The sequence below is a fragment of the Syntrophorhabdaceae bacterium genome (genome assembly GCA_036504895.1).
GTDB lineage: Bacteria > Desulfobacterota > Syntrophorhabdia > Syntrophorhabdales > Syntrophorhabdaceae > PNOM01.
On sequence record DASXUJ010000103.1, the window covers coordinates 18,381 to 38,133 of the forward strand.

Consider the following 19,753-nt stretch of genomic DNA (forward strand, 5'->3'; position numbering starts at 1 on the left):
TATTTCATGTATTGAATATCAGTCATTCTTCCCGCTATATCCGAGGGGCGAGGCAGGGAGGATATGTTTTCATTAGTCGCCCAAAATAAGAAAAAGAGGTGAAGAAAGGGGGTGGATACCGAAGACAGGGGTCTAAGAAAGGTGGGAGAGGGGGTTTTTGTCAATAGCTTCCATGACCGCTCCGACCCTTCCGCACGACAGTATTTGCACAAGATTGGGAAGAGAGTGCCAGGAAAACACAAATCATAAGGGAGGATTTATGAAAAGATCATCATGGATGGTATGTTGTTTCGCGGTTGCCGCGTTTTTGGCTTCATTTCTCGTTCCCTCCTATAGTTCTGCCCAGGAGAAGGTAGTCACCCTGAAGGTAGCGAACTGGTTTCCCATTACCCATAAGCAGAGCCTTCTTCTCGATGCCTGGGGCAAGGAAGTAGAGAAGAAGACAGGCGGGAAAGTCAAGGTCAATTATTACGCGGCCGGTACGCTTGTGCCCGCAGCCCAGAGTTACGATGCAGTGACCAAAGGCATCAGTGATGTGGGCAACCATGTCCTCGGCTACACAGTGGGTAAGTTTCCCCTCATGGAGATTATAGACCTTCCCCTGGGTTACCCGAACAACACGGTTCCCACGAAAATGGCCAATGCCTTCTACAATAAGTTCAAACCCAAAGAATTCGAAGATATAAAGATCCTCTGGTTCCATGCCCAGGCCCCCGGTATAGTCCACACAAAAATAAAACCCATATCGAAACTCGAAGATTTGAAAGGCATGAAGATGAGGACCTACGGATCGAACGCTAAATTGATGGGATACCTCGGAGGAACCCCGGTCGCAATGCCCATGACGGATGTGTACGACTCCCTCTCGAGGGGCGTGGCTGACGGGCTGATGGCCGCCTACGAGGCCCTCGAAGGCTTCAGGGTCGGAGAGCAGGTAAAATACCATACGGAGAATTACGAGACATCTTATAGCGCCACCTTTGTGGTGGTCATGAACAAGAAGAAATGGAATTCCCTGTCGCCGGACGTGCAGAAGATAATAGACGGGATGAGTCCCCAGTATATCGAGAAGTTTGCCGTCATGTGGGACGAAATTGAGAAAAGCGGAAAGGAATATTGTATAAAACGGGGCAACAAGATCATCACCCTCGATAAGGCGGAGCAGGCGAGATGGGTCGCAAAGGCGGAACCTCTTTTTGACGACTATACAAAGAGAATGAAGGCAAAAGGACTGCCCGGCGAGGAGGCATTGAAGTTCGTCCGTGATTACCTGAAACCTTTCAGGAAATAAGGGGATATCAGCATCGCTTTCCATTCTATCGAGGAGGTAAGGGAATGCAGGTATTTCATTCCGTGGTTTTGAGAATCGGACGGGTGATGGACGTGGTCGGGGGGATTATTCTCACGCTCATGATGCTGATTACCGTCCTTGATGTGATCCTGCGGTTTTTCAAGAAACCGATCACCGGCACCTATGAGCTTGTATTCTTGGGAGGCGCCGTGGTAATCGGCTGCGCCATTCCCCTCACGTCGTGGGAAGGGGGGCATGTCGCCGTAGATTTCCTGCTCGAGCATTTTTCACCGGCTTTGAAGAAAATGATCAATATTATCACGAGAGTGATGGGGATCGCATTTTTTGCGGTCCTCGGAGCCAACCTCGCCATTCTCGGCACCGAACACTTTAAATCCGGAGAGGTCTCCCTCACCCTCCACGTACCTTATTACCCGGCTGCGTACATTCTGTCTTTATGCGCTTTCGTGGAATGTCTCGTGCTCATATCGTTGCTTATAAAAACTATTTCCGGGGGCGAACATGAATGAGACCGTCGTGGGAATCTTCGCACTCTGTCTGCTCCTGGGACTCTTTCTTACCGGTATCGAGCTGGCATTTGCCATGGGCATCATCGGCGTCGTGGGATTCGCGTACCTTGTCGACGTGCCGGCTGCCATGGGCCTTATTGCCAACGATTTTTTCGATGCCCTTGCCTCCTATGGGCTGACCGTGATCCCCCTCTTTGTCCTCATGGGCCAGATCGCCTTCAATGCGGGCATCGCGAAGCGTCTTTATGATTGTGCCCACAGGTTCCTCGGTCATATACCGGGCGGTCTCGCTATGGCCACGGTCGCCGGGGCCACGGCTTTCAAGGCAATCTGCGGCTCAGTAGCGGCCACGTCGGCTACCTTTGCGAGCGTGGCGGTGCCGGAGATGACCAAATACGGTTACGACAAAAAACTCTCTACCGGCATCGTGGCCACCGTCGGGACCCTGGGATGTCTCATCCCGCCCAGCGTGGTCCTGATTATTTTCGGTATCGTGACCCAGCAGTCGATCGGCCGGCTTTTTCTGGCCGGTATATTTCCCGGGCTGCTCATTGCATTCTTTTTTGTGGTAGTCATCTTCGGCTGGTGCAGGATCAATCCCTCTCTCGGCCCTAAGTGTGAGGCATTCACGTGGAGCGCCCGGTGGAAGACGGTGCCGGATGTGATATGGCCTCTCGTCATTTTCCTGGTGATCATCGTGGGTATGATGAAAGGGGTTTTTACGCCCACTGAAGCGGGCAGTATAGGGGCATTTTCAGTCCTCGTGCTATGCATCGCAAAAAAGAATATGAATTTCAGAGGTTATGTGAAATCGGTGAGAGAGTCCCTCAGGACCGCGTGTATGGTGCTGCTCCTCATCGCTACTTCAAACATGCTCGGACATTTTATCGCGGTGACCAATATGCCGGTCCTTCTCGGATCGTGGGTCCTGGGCCTCACGTTGCCTGCCTATGTGGTATGCTGCATGATTCTCCTCATTTACCTGATTGGGGGATCGTTCATCGATGACCTTGCCTTCATGATCCTGGCAACGCCTATATTTTTCCCCATCATCACCAAACTCGGGTACGATCCCCTATGGGCGGGCATAATGGTGGCGCTTACCGTCTGCATCGGCTCCGTGGTCCCCCCGGTGGCCATATGCGTCTTCATCGTCAAGAATATTACGAAAGTGCCTATGGGCATTATTTATGCCGGAGTCTATCCCTTTCTTATCGCTCTGGTGATGGTGGTTGTACTCTGTTTTTTATTTCCCCCGATCGTCCTTTACCTGCCTAATCTGCTTATGCCTTAACGAGGACGAGGGAGGCGGTGAAGAAGGGCCCTTAGCAATTAACGTGTGAAAAGAGGCGCGGGCGCTCGATCGTTGAGATGGGCCCGCGCAAGAACCATGAACAGGAGGAGGGAAAATGACGATTGGCGATCTACTTACGAGAAATGCGAATAAATTTCCTAAAAAGCCGGCTGTCGTCGATGAGGGCGGACCACTCACTTTTCAAACCCTGAATGAGCGGGTCAATCGGGTAGCCCGCTTCCTGATCGGTGCGGGTCTTAGGAAGGGAGATCGTATCGGGGCAGTGGTCCACAACTGCCATCAGTTTATGGAGATCTACTTTGCCGCGGCAAAAACGGGGGGAATTTTCTGTCCTTATAACAACCATCTGAAGGCCGAGGAACTGAAGGAGCTGATCGACTATTCCAGCCCCGCATTCCTCTTTCTCGATCAGGATTTTAGTGAAATGGTCGGGGCGATCAGGCCCGGCCTCAGTCCTTCTCTAAAGTATATCTGTCTGCAGGAATCCAAATGGCAGGGGATGGAGCAGTATGAAGACATCGCATCCGTTGGGGTTGCGGTGGAGCCCGGCGTGAAGGTAACGGAAGATGATGTGCTGAGCATAATCTTTACCGCCGGCACCACGGGGAGGCCCAAAGGCGCCATGAGGACTCATCGCCACCTGATGTCGGATGCGGTGGCGAGCGCCATAGAGTTGAGGGTCGAATATGACGAAAAGGTGCTGATTACATTTCCCATGTATCACGTTGCCGCGGAAGACAATATCGTGCGCCATTCCTTTATGCCCAACACGATCTATATCAAGAAGGAAGGCGGATTTAACCCCGCCGAGGTGCTCGAATATATTGCCCGCGAGGGGATCACGAGGTGTCAGTTCGTCCCCACCATGATCCACAGCCTTCTTCAGATCCCGGATGTGAAGAAGTTCGATCTTTCCAGCTTGAGGCTGATCCTCTATGCGGGCTCTCCCATGCCAGTGGAACTCCTGAGGCAGGCCCTGGAGATTTTCCCCTGCGGTTTTGCCCAGCTTTACGGTCAAACGGAAAGCGGCCCCTTTACCACGGTCCTCAAGCCTGAGGATCATATCGTGAGCGGTCCGGGGGCGAATCTGGAGAGACTCGCCTCTTCGGGAAAACCGGCGGTCAACTACGAGATCAGGATCGTCGATGAGAATGACCAGGACGTGGCCGTGGGAGAGGTAGGGGAGATCATATGCAGGAGCGAGGCTATGACGATCGGATACTGGCAGATGCCGGAGGCGACCGAAGAGAAGCTGAGGGGAGGATGGCTTCGCACCGGGGACCTCGGAAAATTCGATTCCGAAGGCTTCATCTATATCGTGGAACGAAAGAATGACATGATCATATCGGGCGGCGTCAATATTTATCCAAGGGAAGTGGAGGAGGTTCTCTACCGGCATCCGGCGGTTTCGGAAGTCTCCGTCATAGGCATACCGGACGAGCACTGGGGGGAGGTGGTCAAGGCCGCGGTGGTACTGAAAAACGGCTCCGCTGCCACAGACGCCGAGCTTATCGCCTTCTGCGGCGAGCGGCTGGCAGGGTACAAGAAGCCCAAGTCAGTCGATTTCTGGAAAGAGCTGCCCAAGAGCCCCCAGGGGAAGATATTGAAAAAGGAAATCAGGAAGTTCTACGGGAATAATTGACGGAAGGCCATCCCGGCTGAAGGACGGCCCCCATAGGTCCTTTCCATAAAGGCAGACCCCTTGCCGGCTCCAGGCAGACGCCATTCCGGCAAGGGGCGAATTTGATCTCTTATTCCATTTCTAATTCAAAGCGCTCTCTTCGTTGCCTTCGTCATCCGCTCCTCGATGTACTGGTAGTACACCTTCGTCGCGCCTTCCTCGTCGCCTCGATATCATCTTTGACTTAAGAATTGGAATTACACGTACGTGCCTGCGATATAATCGCTTAAATGCTTGATCTCGATCTTCTGCTCCTTGACTATTGCTTTGACCACGTCGCCGATTGAGATCACCCCCGCGAGGCGCCCGTGTTCAAACACGGGAAGGTGGCGGACCCGTTTCTCCGTCATAAGGGAGATGCATTCGTCTACTGTAGTCGAGGGCGACACGACATAAAGATCGCTCGTCATAATATCTTTGGTAAAGGTTTCCTTTGAGGACCGGCCTTCAAGTATGACTTTTCGCGCATAATCGCGTTCCGACACAATCCCCGCAACTTTTCCCCCATCGTCGAGCACGATGAGGGCGCCTATGCCTTTGTCCTGCATGAGCCCCAGTGCCCTGTAGACCAGTGTGTCGGTCGAGACGGTGGATACTTCACCACCCTTGCGTTTCAAGATCTGTTCCACGGTAGTTTTCATCTTACCTCCTCTGTTATGGTCCGGTACACCGAACGGACATGAGCATAAGGTGCTCCTCAAGCTCCCGCTCCTTCTCCTGAAAGGGACGAAGGCCGGCGCCCTGTAAATGGATTCGGTTATCCTGTTCATGATATTGTATACGGGAGTTGTTTAAAAGTCAATATACATATTATCAATAATTTGAATATCAATTAATTTAGTTTGATGAAACCATGGTGGTTTAAAGCCGGGAGAGCGATCTTTTTCTTTTACCGGCAATTCCATTTGTGGTATCTTCAGGTAACTTTCATATAATTCCGGGGTGCCTATGAATAGCATGAAAAGCATGTTTTTTCCCGACACGGTGGCGATAATCGGCGTCTCCAATTCTCCTGCGAATAACGGCAAGATCATTGTTGAAAACATGGACCGCTTCGGGTTCAAGGGGACTCTCTACCTGGTAGGGGGAAGAAGGGATTTTTTGGGGGCAAGGCCAATATATTCGGGGATCCGCGAAATTCCGGTAGTGCCCGACCTGACCGTAATCCTGATCCCTGCCCGTGGATTGAGGGAGACCCTGGAGGAGTGCGGGGAAAAAGGCATACGGCAGGTGGTGATTGAAACCGGGGGATTCTCTGAATTCGGCGAGGAGCGCAAGGGCCTGGAAGAGGAGATCCTGAAGGTCGCGCATAAATGGGGCATGCAGATCATAGGTCCGAATTGCGTGGGAATTGTCAATGTGGAAAACGGGCTTATCCTGCCTTTTTACCCCCTCTATCCCCATGAAGCGGAAAAAGGACCGGTCTCCGTGGTGAGCCAGAGTGGAGGGCTCGTCCATGACATTATTATCCTCAGCAATACGGAAAATGTAGGGGTGAATAAGCTTGTAAGTATCGGAAATAAGCTTGTCTGCGATGAAAACGATATTCTCGAATACCTCATTTCCGATCCGACCACCGATATGATAGGCCTCTATCTCGAAAACATCAGGGACGGGAGGAGGCTTATGGATCTGGCAGCCTCCACCGCAAAACCATTGATACTTCTCAAATCGAACAGGAGTCCGGGCAGCACGCATATTGCCAAATTCCACACGTCCGCCCTGGCCGGAGACGACAGAGTGGGAGATGAGGCGTTGAAACAGGCCGGTATTATTCGGGTGGGAAACCTGCCGGAAATGGTGAACTGCTTCAAGGCTTTTACCCTGCCCCCCCTTAAAGGGCGAAGGCTCGCCGTAATGGCCCGCTCCGGAGGACATGCCGTTTTGGCCGCCGATAGCGTCTACCTTCACGGTTTCACCCTCGCCTCTTTCTCGGACGAGTTTTTCGGGATGCTCTCCGAAAAGACCAGGGCAGGGGTAATACGAAGGACAAACCCTCTCGACCTGGGGGATGTATTCGATTTTAACGTGTATATGGAGATTACGGAAAAGGCCCTGAAAGAGGAGGGCGTCGACGGGGTCCTCTTGCTCCATTCCTATGCCCTCGGAGGCGATCTCGAGCCGACCCTCAACTATATCGCGAGCTGTGGTTCCCTGACAAGAAAGTACGGCAAACCGATCATCTTCTGTACCGTGCCCCATCGGGAGCACCTGCTTACCCTGAGAGAGGTAAAAGAATTCCCCATATTCAACCAGGTGGATGACGCCCTTGCCGCAGTTTGGAAGGCATACCTCCATCATCGGTCTATCGAAGAGGCATCATCGGGCCGTGACAGGGTGCGATACAAGGAAGGGCGGGCCTTGCCTCCCCGTCTGCCCGAAGGGGTGATGGCGCCCGCAGAAGTATTCGAGCTTCTCAAAAATTTTGATCTTCAGGTTGTGGATTATAAGGTGGCGGATGGCCTTGAGTCGGGGATCAAAGCTGCCCGCGAGCTGGGCTATCCGGTGGCGCTGAAAACAGCTTCCCCGAATATCCTCCACAAGACGGAAAAAGGCGGGGTTCTCCTTAACCTGGTGGATGAGCCTGCCCTTTCACTCGCATTCGGCAGTATGGAGGCGGACTCGTACCTCCTTCAGAAAATGGCGCCAACCGGTCTGGAAATAATCATAGGGGGAAAATACGACTCTGAATTCGGGCCCGTAGTATTGTGCGGAATGGGCGGCATATTTGTAGAGGTTTACAAGGACGTCTCCCTGCGGGTTGCCCCTGTCGATGAAAAAGGGGCACGGGAGATGATCGAATCGCTCAAGGGCGCGCCGATCCTCACGGGCTTCAGGGGAAGGCCGGGGTATGACCTGGAATACCTTGTGACGGCCCTCGTCCGTGTCTCGACGCTCCTGGTCAGTCATCCCGAGATCGGGGCGCTGGACATTAACCCCCTCATATTATTCGAAGAAGGGAAGGGAGGGGTGATAGTGGACGGGAAGATCGAGGTCCGATAACGCCCGGCGAGGTTTTGAGGAGTGTCGGCGGGGTTGCCGAAACAGGTTTTCGGTCTACCGCGATGACATATTTGTACGAGCGGGAGGAGTAGCCCGATCCTCAGGCCTTCCTTGACAAGGGCCGGAATAGCTGGTATAGTTTGCATTCGAACAGGCTTATCTAAAAAGAAGACTAAGGTTTTCCGAGATCACTTCACCCGATGGTTTTCTCACTTCTTTGGCTGATATCCCGCACAACTCAAAAGGGCTCGGAAAAGGGTCCTATTACCATGGAATGGAGGGATTCCAGAGCCTCTATGTATATCAATGCCGTCGCACATTATTTGCCCGCAACATTACTTCCCAGTGAATACTACACAAAGCTCACAGGCCTGACGGAAGAATGGATTTATTCACGTTCAGGGATTCGCACCAGAAGGAGAGCACAGTCGGGAGAGAATACGAATACCATGTCCGTTGAGGCGGTGAAAGCCGCGCTCGACAGGCTTCCCTATCCGATCAGGGATATCGATCTTATCGTGGGCGCCACTTATACGCCTTACGATACCGTCGGTACCCTCGCCCATGCGGTGCAGAGCGGTTTTGATATTTCGAAGGCACGGGCGATCTCCGTATCTTCCGCCTGCTCTTCTTTTCTGAACGCCCTGGAGATCGTGGAAGGGTATTTCGCCACCCATAAGGCACGAAAGGCCCTTGTAATCGCGGCGGAGCATAACAGCGCCTACAGCGACGACAGCGACGGCCAATCGGGCCATCTGTGGGGTGACGGCGCCGCTGCGGTCTTTGTCTCAAAAGAACGGTACGGAAACGACGGCCTTGAAATACTCGATATTCATACCGCGGGACTGGGGCATGTGGGAAAGGGTCCCGAAGCAGTCTATCTGCGACCCAATGAGGGGGGGCTGAAGATGCCCCACGGTCGGGATATCTTCGTCCACGCCACGAAATATATGGTATCTGAAATGGAGAGCCTCCTGGCGCGGAACCATGTCGCCCTCGAGGATGTGACCTACCTCATACCCCATCAGGCGAATATGAGGATCATCAATCACATTACCCAAAGCCTTGCATTGCGGGATAACCAGGTAATAATAAATATCGAAGACGCCGGAAACACGGGTTCTGCAAGCACGGCCATAGCGCTGTCCCAGAACTGGGATCGCTTTAATACGGGGGATTTTATTGCAATCACCGTATTCGGAGGCGGGTATTCGAGCGGTGCAATGCTCCTGAGGAAGTAACCCACCAGTTGTCTGACCCCCTTCTATACCCTTCTGTAAGAGTTTTTGACCGGTCCGAAATGAATCGGTTACCCTGTATAGCCTGCGACCGGCGCGAATGGCGATCACGGAAGGACTGATGAAGTTATGAAAGTGCTGGAGATAAAGAATGCCACTGTGTACCGCGGCGATGTTCCGGTTTTCAGGCAATTGTCCCTCGAAATAGAAGCCGGGCGGAGCACCGCTATTCTCGGGCCTAACGGTGCGGGTAAGTCTACCCTCCTCAAGCTCCTGACCAGGGAGATCTACCCTGTACAGGAGCGGGGCAGCTGGGTGAAAGTGCTCGGCCACGGGCTCTGGAATGTGTGGGATATCCGCTCCCATCTCGGGATCGTATCGTCCGATCTGCAGGGGGAATATTTAGGTGATGCGGAAGGTTTTGCCGTGCTCCTATCCGGCCTTTATTCGAGCATCGGCATCTGGGACCATCAGAAGTTCACCCTCGCCGACCGGGAGCGTGCCGAAGAGCTGCTTCGTACCCTCGGGGCATGGGATTGCCGGAAGAAGCTCTTTTCCCGCATGTCCACGGGAGAGCAGCGCAGGCTCCTCCTCGGCCGTGCATTGATCAGCGACCCCGATATACTGGTTCTCGACGAACCGACCAGCGGTCTCGATCTCAAGGCATCATTCCAGTACCTGGACATGATCGAGACACTCATCAATTCCGGGAAAACGGTGGTCCTCGTGACCCACCACGTCCACGAGATCCCCCCTTCCATTTTGCGCGTACTATTGCTCAAGAAAGGCAAAGTTGTGCGCGACGGGGCAAAGGACGAAGTGCTTACAAGCCGTAATCTTACAAGCCTCTTCGACATACCGGTTGAGGTCATAGAGGTGAACGGCTTTTTTCAGGCCCTGCCCGGACGCGCCTGATCTGCTCCATATATTGCCCTGCCGACCTTGCTCCTCGCCCGAAAGACCTCGTTTTTATTGAAAGACGGCTTTCTTTTTTCCTTGAATTTGACGCAATAATGATACATATTAGCTATTGTTGCCCTGTGTGAGCATGGGGCGCGAAAAAGGGGTCGTCTGTTCCGGGAGGGCAGGCGTTCGCGAAGGACAGAGCGGAGCTTCTATCCCTAACTTCAAGGAGGAGACGCATGGCAACAGCCGTCGAGCAGTGGGTCGAAGAGCAGGCAAGGCTTACCAAGCCGGATAAAATTTACTGGGTCCAGGGCACTGAAAATGAGATGCGGGATCTCATTAAAGTGGGAATCGAGACGGAGAAGACAGGTTTTCACCATACCTTTCAGGAGCTGAACGAAAAGGCGTTTGCCAACTCCTATCTCCACCGGAGCCACCCGAATGATGTGGCGAGGACCGAGCAGCTCACCTTCGTCTGCACACCCTCCAAAGATGAGGCAGGACCCAATAATAACTGGATGGAGCCGGCGAAGGCAAAAGAGATGGTGAGTGCCATCTTCGACGGGTGCATGAAAGGGCGCACCCTTTACGTGATCCCTTACATGATGGGCCATCCTGATTCTCCTTACGCGAAGCCGTGCATCCAGGTCACCGATTCCATTTACGTGGTCGTAAGCATGTACATCATGACGCGGGTCGGGAATGCCACCATCAAGCGGATCGGAGATTCCACGGCCTTCGTAAAAGGTCTCCACTCGATCGCAGACTTGAACCCTGAGAGGCGCTACGTCATGCATTTCCCTCAGGAGGACCTCGTAATGAGCATCGGCTCGGGGTACGGCGGAAACGCCCTTCTGGGCAAGAAGTGTTTTTCCCTCAGGATCGCCTCTTACCAGGGGAGGACCGAGGGGTGGCTGGCGGAGCATATGATCATTATGGGTGTGGAAGATGAGAAGACCGGAGAGACGGTGTATATCCTCGGATCTTTTCCTTCTGCCTGCGGCAAAACGAACCTCGCCATGATTGACCCTATTCTCAAGGGCTACAAGGTCACCACTTTAGGGGATGATATCGCGTGGATCAACGTAGGCGCCGACGGCAGGCTTTATGCCATCAATCCCGAGGCCGGCTTCTTCGGCGTTGCCCCGGGGACCTCGGACAAAACGAATCCCCAGATGATAAAGACCCTTAAGGCGGGTATATCATACCCCACGCTCTTCACCAACACGGGACTCGACCTCGATACGAATTCTCCCTGGTGGGAAGGTCTCAGCGACATCCCCCCCCGCAACATGCTCGATTGGCAGGGTAATCCCTGGGATGCCGCGTCCGGAAAAGTAGCGGCCCACCCCAATTCCCGTTTTACGGTAGCTGCCCGCAATTGCCCGACCCTGTCGCCGGAGTTCGACAACCCGGGCGGCGTTCCCATCTCCGCGATCCTCTTCGGCGGAAGACGGTCCGATACTGTGCCCCTGGTCTCGGAGAGTTTCGATTGGAACCACGGCGTTTTCAAGGCCTCCTCTCTCGGCTCGGAGACCACCACCGCCGCTGCCGGCCAGGTGGGCGTGGTCAGGCGTGATCCCATGGCTATGCTCCCCTTTTGCGGGTACAATATGGCCGATTATTTTGCCCATTGGATGAAGATAGGCGGCAGACTAAAGAATCCGCCGAAGATGTTTTTCGTAAACTGGTTTAAGAAGGACAAAGAGGGCCGCTTTATCTGGCCCGGGTTCAGGGATAATTTCCGTGTTATAAAATGGATGATGGACAGGGTGAAGGGTGTGGCGGAAGCGAGAAAAACTCCTCTCGGCCTGCTCCCGAACCCTTCCGACCTCGATTTGTCGGGTCTTAATCTCTCGCAAGAGGTAATCGATACACTCTTTGAGTTCAAAAAGGATGACTGGAAGAGGGAAGCTGATGGGATCGAGGAGTTCTATGCCCGATTCGGCGGTAGAATACCCCGGGAGATGGTGGAGCACCTTGCGAAGCTGAGACAGGGCCTGGAGTAGGGAAAAGAGGCAGGTAGAGCCAAAGGCAGAGAAAAAGAAAGGTTGAGGTTGAGGTAGAGGAAAAGCGGTAGAGAAAAAATATGGATGGCGCGTGGGCCTGCCGGCTTTGAATCCGGCAGGCCCATTTTTATCACGTTCTCTTTATGTGCTTATTCAAGGTTTCGATCTCCAGGCGCTGTTCCCGGACGATTGCCTTTACTACATCGCCCATGGAGACCAGTCCGGCGAGCTTGCCGTGATCGAGTACCGGAAGATGCCTGATCCGCTTCTCCGTCATGAGAGAGATGCACTCGTCGACGGTGGTGGAGGGAAAGACCACGTAAAGGTCTCTCACCATAATCTCTCTTGCCTCGGTCTCTTTCGATGACCTCCCGTCGAGTATAACCTTTCGCGCATAATCCCGCTCCGAGAGAATTCCCGCGGGGCTGCCCTGTTCCCCAAGCACGACTACGGCCCCTATTCCCTTTTCCTGCATCAACATGAGCGCCTTATATACGATAGTATCAAGGGTGACGGTCCACACCTCGTTTCCCTTTCGCTCGAGAATCTGACTCACCGTTGTTTTCACAGTGCCTCCTTAAAGCTTTATCGGCGCCCGAAGGGCCGAAGAGTTCTATCTTCTATCTGTTTACTATGGGAGTCGGTATTTAGTCAATACTTTTAATATCAAAACGTAGAATATATACGCCGGAAAAGAATGGGAAGATCTCAAAAGATGAAGGCACGACCCCTGTTACGGGTAATAATCCTGTAATGCCCTTACCTGGAGCTTCTCCTTTTTCATGCACTCTATGGCGTTCACTACCGCCTGGGCGCCTGAGAGCGTGGTGGTGTAGGGTATTTTATACTGCACCGCTCCGGACCGTATAAGGACTTCATCCTGTTTCGGATTTCTGCCGCTCGGCGTGTTGATGATGAAGTTGATCTCACCGTTCTTGATCATGTCGACTATGTGAGGTCTTCCTTCGGAAACCTTGTGGACGAACTTCACTTCAATCCCATTGTTCGCCAACACCTTTCCCGTGCCCCTTGTGGCATAGATACGGAAACCGAGGTCGGAGAGTTTCTTGGTAATGAATATGACGTTTCTTTTATCTTTGTTCTTGACGCTCACGAAGACGTTTCCCTCGGACGGGAGGTCCTGGCCGGCCCCGAGCTGGGCCTTCCAGAAGGCGGCCCCGAAGTTCACGTCGATGCCCATTACCTCTCCCGTAGACTTCATCTCGGGACCGAGGATCGTATCGACACCCGCAAACTTGTTAAAGGGAAAGACCGATTCTTTCACCGCCACGTGGGTGATCTCGATTTCTTTCGTGATGCCGAGGTCCTTGAGCTTCATGCCCACCATCAGTTTGGCAGCCACCTTGGCCCACTGTATGCCCGTGGCCTTGCTTACGAAGGGGATGGTCCGGCTGGCCCTGGGATTTACCTCGAGCACATAGACGACATCGTTCTTGACCGCATATTGGATATTCATGAGCCCGATGACATGAAGCTCCTTCGCGAGCATGTAAGTATCCTTCTTTATCCTCTCTATGACCGCATCATCCAGAGAGTAAGGGGGAAGGGCGCAGGCGCTGTCGCCCGAATGGATGCCCGCTTCCTCGATATGCTCCATGATCCCTGCAACCACGCACGTTTCGCCGTCAGAAACGGCATCCACGTCGATTTCGAGAGCGTCTTCGAGGAACTTGTCGATCAGTATGGGGCGGTCCGGCGACGCTTCGGCGGCTTTTATCATGAATGATTTGAGGTCCGTCTCATCGTACACGATCTCCATGGCTCTTCCGCCCAAAACATATGAAGGTCTCACTACCACGGGATAGCCGATGGTGTTGGCCACCTCTTGTGCCTCATTAAAGCTGACGGCGATGCCGTTCTCCGGTTGGGTCAGGCGGAGCTTCTGGAGCATGGTCTTGAATTTGTCCCTGTCTTCGGCGACGTCGATACTTTCGGGCGTGGTGCCGATGATCGGGGCGCCTGCCTTCTGGAGCGAGACGGCGAGATTGAGGGGAGTCTGGCCGCCGAACTGGACGATCACTCCCGCAGGTTTTTCTTTCTGAATGATATCCAGCACGTTTTCGTAGGTGAGAGGCTCGAAATAGAGCTTATCGGAGGTATCGTAGTCGGTACTCACCGTCTCGGGGTTACTGTTCACCATTATGGTCTCATAACCCAGGTCTTTCAGGGCGAAGGCGGCATGGACGCAGCAGTAGTCGAACTCTATGCCCTGACCGATCCGGTTGGGACCGCCCCCCAGGATCATGATCTTTTCTTTGGTCGACTCCCTTGACTCGTCTTCGATCTCATAGGTGGAGTAATAATAAGGGGTATAGGCCTCGAATTCAGCGGCGCAGGTATCGACGAGCTTAAAGACGCTCCGTATGCCTTTGCCGAGTCTCCATGCCCGCACCTCTTCCTCCGAATGGCCCAGGATGGCGCCCAATTGGCGGTCTGAGAATCCGAACTTCTTTGCCTTTATCATCAGTTCTTCCGAGAGGACCTGCCTGGAATCGGAAAAGAGGGGCAGCTCTTTTCGGTAGAGCTCCAACTCCCGCTCAAAGGTGACGATGTCCTCGATGTTCTTGAGAAACCATCGGTCGATGCCGGAGATCGCATTTATCTCATCGATATCGAAGCCCAGGCGGATCGCATGGCGTATATAAAAAACACGGTCTTTGTTGGGCCTGATAAGCTTCTGTTTTATCCACTCATGGTCGTCGATGCCGGGCAGGCGGTCGTCATTCAGACCGAAGACCCCTGTTTCAAGCGATCTTAATCCCTTCTGCAGGGCCTCCTTGAAAGTCCTTCCGATGGCCATTGCCTCTCCCACCGATTTCATGGAAACCGTGAGGGTCTCGTCTGCGCCCCTGAATTTTTCGAAGGTGAAGCGCGGTATCTTGACCACGCAGTAATCGATCGTGGGCTCGAAGGAGGCAGGGGTCTTTTTTGTGATGTCGTTGGGTATCTCGTCAAGGGTATAGCCGACAGCGAGCTTTGCGGCAATCTTTGCGATAGGGAAGCCGGTTGCCTTTGACGCGAGGGCGGAGCTTCTCGATACCCTCGGGTTCATCTCGATCACCACCATCCTTCCTGTTGCAGGGTTTACAGCGAACTGGATGTTGGAGCCCCCGGTCTCAACGCCTATTTCCCTGATAATGCGGATGGAGGCATCGCGCATGTTATGATATTCCTTATCGGTCAAGGTCTGGGCCGGGGCCACGGTAATGCTGTCGCCTGTATGGACGCCCATGGGGTCAAAATTCTCTATGGAGCAGATGATGACCACATTGTCGTTCTTGTCCCTCATGACCTCGAGCTCATATTCCTTCCAGCCGATCACGGACTCCTCGATGAGGATCTCGCTGATCATGCTGCTTTCGAGGCCTCTTTGGGCGAGGGATTCAAACTCTTCGATATTATATGCCACCGATGCGCCGGTGCCGCCCAGGGTATAGCTCGGCCGGATGATGAGGGGGAAGCCGATTTCTTTAGTTACCTTTTTGGCGTCCTTCATGTTATGGGCAAGGCCGCTTCTCGGCACCTCCAGGTTGATTCTTTCCATTGCCGCCTTGAACTCTTCGCGGTCTTCGGCTTTTCTGATGGCCGCATAATCGGCCCCGATAAGCTCAACATTATAACGGCCGAGGATGCCCCGTTCAGAGAGAATTGTGGCGAGATTGAGGCCGGTCTGTCCGCCTATGGTGGGCAGAATGGTGTCGGGTCTCTCCTTTTTTATAATCTCTTCGAGTATCTCGGGGATAAGGGGCTCAACATATACCCTGTCGGCCATATCAGGATCGGTCATGATGGTCGCGGGGTTACTGTTTACGAGAATCACCCGGTACCCTTCTTCCCTCAGCGCCTTGCATGCCTGACTGCCCGAGTAGTCGAACTCGCACGCCTGGCCGATTACGATGGGTCCCGATCCTATAATGAGGACGCTCTTGATATCTGTTCTCTTAGGCATACTTCTCCTTCTTGAATGATTCCATCATATCTCTGAATTTTCTGAATAAGCCATAGCAATCATGGGGTCCGGGAGAGGCTTCGGGATGAAACTGAACGGAAAATATCGGATACACCTCGTGCTCAATCCCCTCTACCGTATTATCGTTAAGATTGACATGGGTCACCCTCACGGGCTGGTCTTTTATGGAATTCACGTCGACCGCGAAGCCATGATTCTCCGAGGCGATATGGACCCTGCCGGTCTTGAGGTCTTTTATGGGTTGATTGGCTCCCCTGTGTCCGAATTTCAGCTTATAGGTGACGCCGCCGTAGGCGAGGCCGAGGAGTTGCTGACCCAGGCAGATACCGAAGAGGGGGACCTTTCCGAGAAGTTTCCTTATCTCCTCGATCGCGTAGGTGACTGCTTCGGGATCGCCGGGACCATTGGACAGGAGGATGCCGTCAGGCGCCATGGCCAGAATATCCTCCGCCTTCATATCGGCCGGCGCTACCGTGACATGGCAACCTTCGTTCTTGAGCATTTTCGGAATATTGGCTTTCACCCCGTAATCCATGACCACGCACCTGAGGTCGCCTGAATCTTCGCCGAATACGTAAGGCGTCTTGCATGTCACTTCCCGCACGAGGTCCCTGCCCACGATGCTCCTGGAAGTGCGGGCTTTCTCGATGAGACTCTCAGGATTGAGATCGAGAGTGGAGATGATGCCTCTCATGGCTCCTTTTACCCTCAGGTGCTTTGTCAGGGCCCTCGTATCGATCTCTTCGATGGCTGTGATGCCGTGTTCTTTGAAATAATTTGATAAATCGTCCTCGGCCCTGTGATTGCTCGTGAGCCTGCTGAATTCACGGGCAATAAACCCTTCGATCTTGGGGATGTCCGATTCCACATCCTCGGCGTTCACTCCATAGTTGCCGATAAGAGGATAGGTCATGGTGACGATCTGCCCTTTATAGGACGGGTCGGTCATGATCTCCTGATATCCTGTCATGCTCGTGTTGAAGACGACTTCGCCTTCCTTCTCGCCTTCCGCGCCAAAGGCCCTGCCTTCGAATATGGTGCCGTCTTCAAGTGCAATGAGCGCCTTCATCTTACCCCCTTGCAAGCCTCAACGCATATCCCGCAGATATGGTGGCCGATATTTCTCTTATTTTTTAATTCCGTAATCATGTGATAACACCCCATATGGTCGAATTGAACCGGGTCGTCTTTTATCGCGCCCGCCGGGCAGACCTCTGCGCAGGCCCTGCAGTTTCCGCAGCCCTCGTCCAGCGGCACGGAGGCCTCGAGGGGCATATCGGTGAGTACTGTATTGTAGCGGAGATGGGAACCGAAAGAAGGATGTACGAGAAGATTATTCCTTCCGATCCAGCCCAGCCCTGCCAATACCCCCACGTGCTTGTGAGAAAGATGTGCTTTCTGGTTCCTCCAGTCGACGACCTGGGATGCCCCCAGGGGCAGGCTTCTATAGCCCGCCCTCTCGATTTCCCGGGAGAGGAGGTATGCAATCCGGTCGAGGCGGCTGTTTGCCTGGCGGTAATGGTGGAGATAGAGGGGATTGGGTCCTTTCCGCACCGTCTCCAGCACCCCCCGCGATAGAACCATGCCGAAAGATATGGCAAAGGGATAAAGGGAGCGCACGTCATCAGGGAGATCCACGACCTCCTTGTCATATTTGGAAAAATCTGCAATTCCGAAAACATCCACATCGAATCGTGAGAGATATTCGATGACGGCGTTCTTCTCCTCTTTGATCATATCTATAAAATGCCCTTCTTTTTAAAATGAATGAGCAATGCCGTAATGGAAGCGGGAGTGACTCCCGGTATCCGGGAAGCCTGGCCCAGAGAAAAGGGTCTTATGCGCGAGAATTTTTCCACCATTTCCCTGGAAAGCCCTGAAATTTCCGCGTATTCCAAGCCTGAAGGGATTCTCTGGTCCTCCAGTCTCTTCGCTTTCCTTACCATATCGAGCTGTCTGTCCGTATAACCACGGTATTTTACATTCAACTCAACGTGATAAGCAATATCTTCTTCAACGAGGAGGAGCCTTTTTTCCAGCCTCTTTATATTCTCCATGGTGCATTCGGGTTTCTTCAGCAACTCCTCGAGGGTGGCGGGGTTCTTTATCCCCTCCATGCCGGCTTCCCTGAGCAGGGAATTGGTCTCTTTTGTGGGGGTGAATCTTACCGACCGGAGCAGGGCATGGGCATTCCCGATCTTTGCCGCCTTTTCCCTGGTTGCCTCGTATCTTTCTTTTCTCACCAGTCCTATTTCATAGCCCTTCCCGGTAAGCCGGAGGTCTGCGTTATCCTCCCGGAGAAGGAGCCTGTGCTCCGCCCTCGAGGTAAACATCCGGTAGGGCTCGTCCACGCCTTTCGTGACGAGATCGTCTATCATCACACCTATGTATGCCTCCTCCCTGCCGAGGATGAATTCTCCCTCCCCACTAGCCTTGAGGGCCGCATTGATGCCCGCCATAAGACCCAGGGCGCCCGCTTCCTCATAGCCGGTGGTGCCGTTTATCTGTCCCGCGAGAAAGAGGTTCTTTATATTTTTTGTTTCCAGTGTCGGCATCAGCTGGGTCGGGGGTACGTAATCGTATTCTATGGCATATCCGGGGCGTGTAATCTCTACGTGCTCCAGTCCCGTAACCGTCCGCAGCATGGCAAGCTGGATATCGAGAGGAAGGCTCGTGGAGAGGCCGTTGGGATAGTACTCGGCGGTGTCGAGCCCTTCGGGTTCCACGAAAATACGATGTCGCTCCCTTTCTTTGAAGCGGACGATTTTATCCTCTATAGAAGGGCAATACCGTACTCCCGTCCCTTTTATTTTTCCCGTATAGAGGGGCGAGCGGTCGAGACCCGATCTGATGACGTCATGGGTGGAAGCGTTCGTATACCCTATGTAACAGGGCACCCTTCTCATGGGCAGGGATGAAGTGAGGAAAGAAAAGGGCTTTGGCGGGTCATCGCTGTGCTGGGGCTCCAGCCTTGAGAAATCGATGGTCCTGCCGTCGAGACGGGGACATGTCCCTGTTTTGAGTCTTCCCATCTCGAATCCGAGGTCGCGAAGGCAGAGCGAGAGATTCACCGACGGCGAATCACCCATTCGTCCCGCCTCGAAAGTCTCGAGTCCCACATGGATGAGCCCCCTCAGAAACGTGCCCGCAGTAATGACCACGGTCGTCGATTCGAATTCTTCGCCCCAAAGCGTGGAAACTCCCCTCACCCTATCGTTCTCGACAAGGAGACGCTCCACGAGGCCCTGCCTGACGAAGAGGTTCTCCTGTGACTCGACCCGCTGCTTCATCCGCAAAGAATAACGCGCCTTATCAGCCTGGATTCTCGTGGAGCGGACTGCGGGACCTTTCTTCATGTTCAGCACCCTGAACTGAATTCCGGTGGCGTCGATATTTTTCGCCATCTCGCCGTCCAGGGCATCGATCTCTTTCACGAGATGACCTTTGCCGAGACCGCCTATGGCGGGATTGCAGGACATTAGCGCCACGTGATCGAGATTCATGGTGATAAGCAGTGTTCTGCTCCCCATCCTGGATGCGGCGAGTGCGGCCTCGCAGCCCGCGTGGCCCGCTCCTATGACAATGACATCGTATGTATCCATATTTGCACCGAAATAACCGGTATATTCTAGCAGAAATCGTTTGTATTTGCCATACTTATTACGAACGTGGGGGGGGCTCCCCGGGTCCGGCCTTTTGAGTTTTTGACTTTATTAAAAGTATTTACAAGGAGGGTCAAAGGGAATTATAATTTATATGCCCTTGAGAAGGGGGGGCTAAAACGGCATT

At 53.4% G+C, this 19,753-nt stretch carries 14 protein-coding genes; 8 read left to right on the forward strand and 6 right to left on the reverse strand.

Features of this window, described 5'->3' with window-relative positions; genetic code table 11:
• Positions 1–259 precede the first annotated feature (259 nt).
• From VGJ94_14725 to VGJ94_14740, 4 genes are all read left to right on the forward strand, one after another.
• Entirely contained in the window at positions 260–1,291 is a 1,032-nt protein-coding gene (locus VGJ94_14725) for a TRAP transporter substrate-binding protein (protein ID HEY3277869.1), read from the forward strand.
• Between the two features lie 44 nt (positions 1,292–1,335).
• Entirely contained in the window at positions 1,336–1,821 is a 486-nt protein-coding gene (locus VGJ94_14730; protein ID HEY3277870.1) for a TRAP transporter small permease, read from the forward strand.
• Positions 1,814–3,115 (forward strand): TRAP transporter large permease, encoded by a 1,302-nt coding sequence (locus VGJ94_14735; protein ID HEY3277871.1) that lies wholly within the window; start codon positions 1,814–1,816, stop codon positions 3,113–3,115. The genes VGJ94_14730 and VGJ94_14735 overlap by 8 nt, the downstream gene beginning before the upstream one ends.
• A gap of 115 nt (positions 3,116–3,230) precedes the next feature.
• Entirely contained in the window at positions 3,231–4,778 is a 1,548-nt protein-coding gene (locus VGJ94_14740; GenBank protein HEY3277872.1) for a long-chain fatty acid--CoA ligase, read from the forward strand.
• Between the two features lie 236 nt (positions 4,779–5,014).
• On the opposite strand, the gene VGJ94_14745 is transcribed toward VGJ94_14740, so the two are convergent.
• Positions 5,015–5,458: a CBS domain-containing protein gene (locus VGJ94_14745; protein ID HEY3277873.1), complete on the reverse strand. Its 444-nt coding sequence runs from the start codon at positions 5,456–5,458 to the stop codon at positions 5,015–5,017.
• A 307-nt stretch (positions 5,459–5,765) separates the two neighbouring features.
• Between VGJ94_14745 and VGJ94_14750 the strand changes: the two genes are divergently transcribed.
• The 4 genes from VGJ94_14750 (at position 5,766) to VGJ94_14765 (ending at position 11,973) form a co-directional block, all read left to right on the forward strand.
• Positions 5,766–7,820: an acetate--CoA ligase family protein gene (locus VGJ94_14750; GenBank protein ID HEY3277874.1), complete on the forward strand. Its 2,055-nt coding sequence runs from the start codon at positions 5,766–5,768 to the stop codon at positions 7,818–7,820.
• Positions 7,821–8,269: 449 nt separating this feature from the next.
• The gene (locus tag VGJ94_14755) at positions 8,270–9,061 is read left to right on the forward strand and encodes a 3-oxoacyl-[acyl-carrier-protein] synthase III C-terminal domain-containing protein (GenBank protein ID HEY3277875.1); all 792 of its coding nucleotides are present in this window, start codon (positions 8,270–8,272) and stop codon (positions 9,059–9,061) included.
• A 126-nt stretch (positions 9,062–9,187) separates the two neighbouring features.
• On the forward strand, positions 9,188–9,973 hold the full coding sequence (locus tag VGJ94_14760) for an ATP-binding cassette domain-containing protein (protein ID HEY3277876.1): 786 nt from the start codon (positions 9,188–9,190) through the stop codon (positions 9,971–9,973).
• Between the two features lie 227 nt (positions 9,974–10,200).
• On the forward strand, positions 10,201–11,973 hold the full coding sequence (locus tag VGJ94_14765) for a phosphoenolpyruvate carboxykinase (GTP) (protein HEY3277877.1): 1,773 nt from the start codon (positions 10,201–10,203) through the stop codon (positions 11,971–11,973).
• A 130-nt stretch (positions 11,974–12,103) separates the two neighbouring features.
• Here VGJ94_14765 and VGJ94_14770 read toward each other — a convergent pair whose 3' ends face one another.
• The 5 genes from VGJ94_14770 to mnmG form a co-directional block, all read right to left on the reverse strand.
• Entirely contained in the window at positions 12,104–12,541 is a 438-nt protein-coding gene (locus VGJ94_14770; protein ID HEY3277878.1) for a CBS domain-containing protein, read from the reverse strand.
• Positions 12,542–12,706: 165 nt separating this feature from the next.
• Positions 12,707–15,943, reverse strand: a complete 3,237-nt coding sequence (gene carB / locus VGJ94_14775; GenBank protein ID HEY3277879.1) for a carbamoyl-phosphate synthase large subunit — start codon at positions 15,941–15,943, stop codon at positions 12,707–12,709.
• Positions 15,936–17,033, reverse strand: a complete 1,098-nt coding sequence (carA, locus tag VGJ94_14780; GenBank protein ID HEY3277880.1) for a glutamine-hydrolyzing carbamoyl-phosphate synthase small subunit — start codon at positions 17,031–17,033, stop codon at positions 15,936–15,938. Before carA ends, carB begins: the two co-directional genes overlap by 8 nt.
• Positions 17,030–17,701 (reverse strand): reductive dehalogenase domain-containing protein, encoded by a 672-nt coding sequence (locus VGJ94_14785; protein ID HEY3277881.1) that lies wholly within the window; start codon positions 17,699–17,701, stop codon positions 17,030–17,032. Before VGJ94_14785 ends, carA begins: the two co-directional genes overlap by 4 nt.
• A gap of 2 nt (positions 17,702–17,703) precedes the next feature.
• Entirely contained in the window at positions 17,704–19,566 is a 1,863-nt protein-coding gene (gene mnmG / locus VGJ94_14790; GenBank protein ID HEY3277882.1) for a tRNA uridine-5-carboxymethylaminomethyl(34) synthesis enzyme MnmG, read from the reverse strand.
• Between the last annotated feature and the right edge of the window lie 187 nt (positions 19,567–19,753).

Excerpts from the sequence above, each read along its gene's own strand:
- VGJ94_14755 (HEY3277875.1), top strand. The coding sequence starts at position 8,270 with ATGTCCGTTGAGGCGGTGAAAGCCGCGCTCGACAGGCTTCCCTATCCG.
- VGJ94_14785 (HEY3277881.1), bottom strand. The coding sequence starts at position 17,701 with ATGATCAAAGAGGAGAAGAACGCCGTCATCGAATATCTCTCACGATTC.
- carB (HEY3277879.1), bottom strand. The coding sequence starts at position 15,943 with ATGCCTAAGAGAACAGATATCAAGAGCGTCCTCATTATAGGATCGGGA.
- VGJ94_14740 (HEY3277872.1), top strand. The coding sequence starts at position 3,231 with ATGACGATTGGCGATCTACTTACGAGAAATGCGAATAAATTTCCTAAA.
- carA (HEY3277880.1), bottom strand. The coding sequence starts at position 17,033 with ATGAAGGCGCTCATTGCACTTGAAGACGGCACCATATTCGAAGGCAGG.
- VGJ94_14750 (HEY3277874.1), top strand. The coding sequence starts at position 5,766 with ATGAATAGCATGAAAAGCATGTTTTTTCCCGACACGGTGGCGATAATC.
- mnmG (HEY3277882.1), bottom strand. The coding sequence starts at position 19,566 with ATGGATACATACGATGTCATTGTCATAGGAGCGGGCCACGCGGGCTGC.
- VGJ94_14725 (HEY3277869.1), top strand. The coding sequence starts at position 260 with ATGAAAAGATCATCATGGATGGTATGTTGTTTCGCGGTTGCCGCGTTT.
- VGJ94_14735 (HEY3277871.1), top strand. The coding sequence starts at position 1,814 with ATGAATGAGACCGTCGTGGGAATCTTCGCACTCTGTCTGCTCCTGGGA.
- VGJ94_14730 (HEY3277870.1), top strand. The coding sequence starts at position 1,336 with ATGCAGGTATTTCATTCCGTGGTTTTGAGAATCGGACGGGTGATGGAC.
- VGJ94_14765 (HEY3277877.1), top strand. The coding sequence starts at position 10,201 with ATGGCAACAGCCGTCGAGCAGTGGGTCGAAGAGCAGGCAAGGCTTACC.
- VGJ94_14760 (HEY3277876.1), top strand. The coding sequence starts at position 9,188 with ATGAAAGTGCTGGAGATAAAGAATGCCACTGTGTACCGCGGCGATGTT.
- VGJ94_14745 (HEY3277873.1), bottom strand. The coding sequence starts at position 5,458 with ATGAAAACTACCGTGGAACAGATCTTGAAACGCAAGGGTGGTGAAGTA.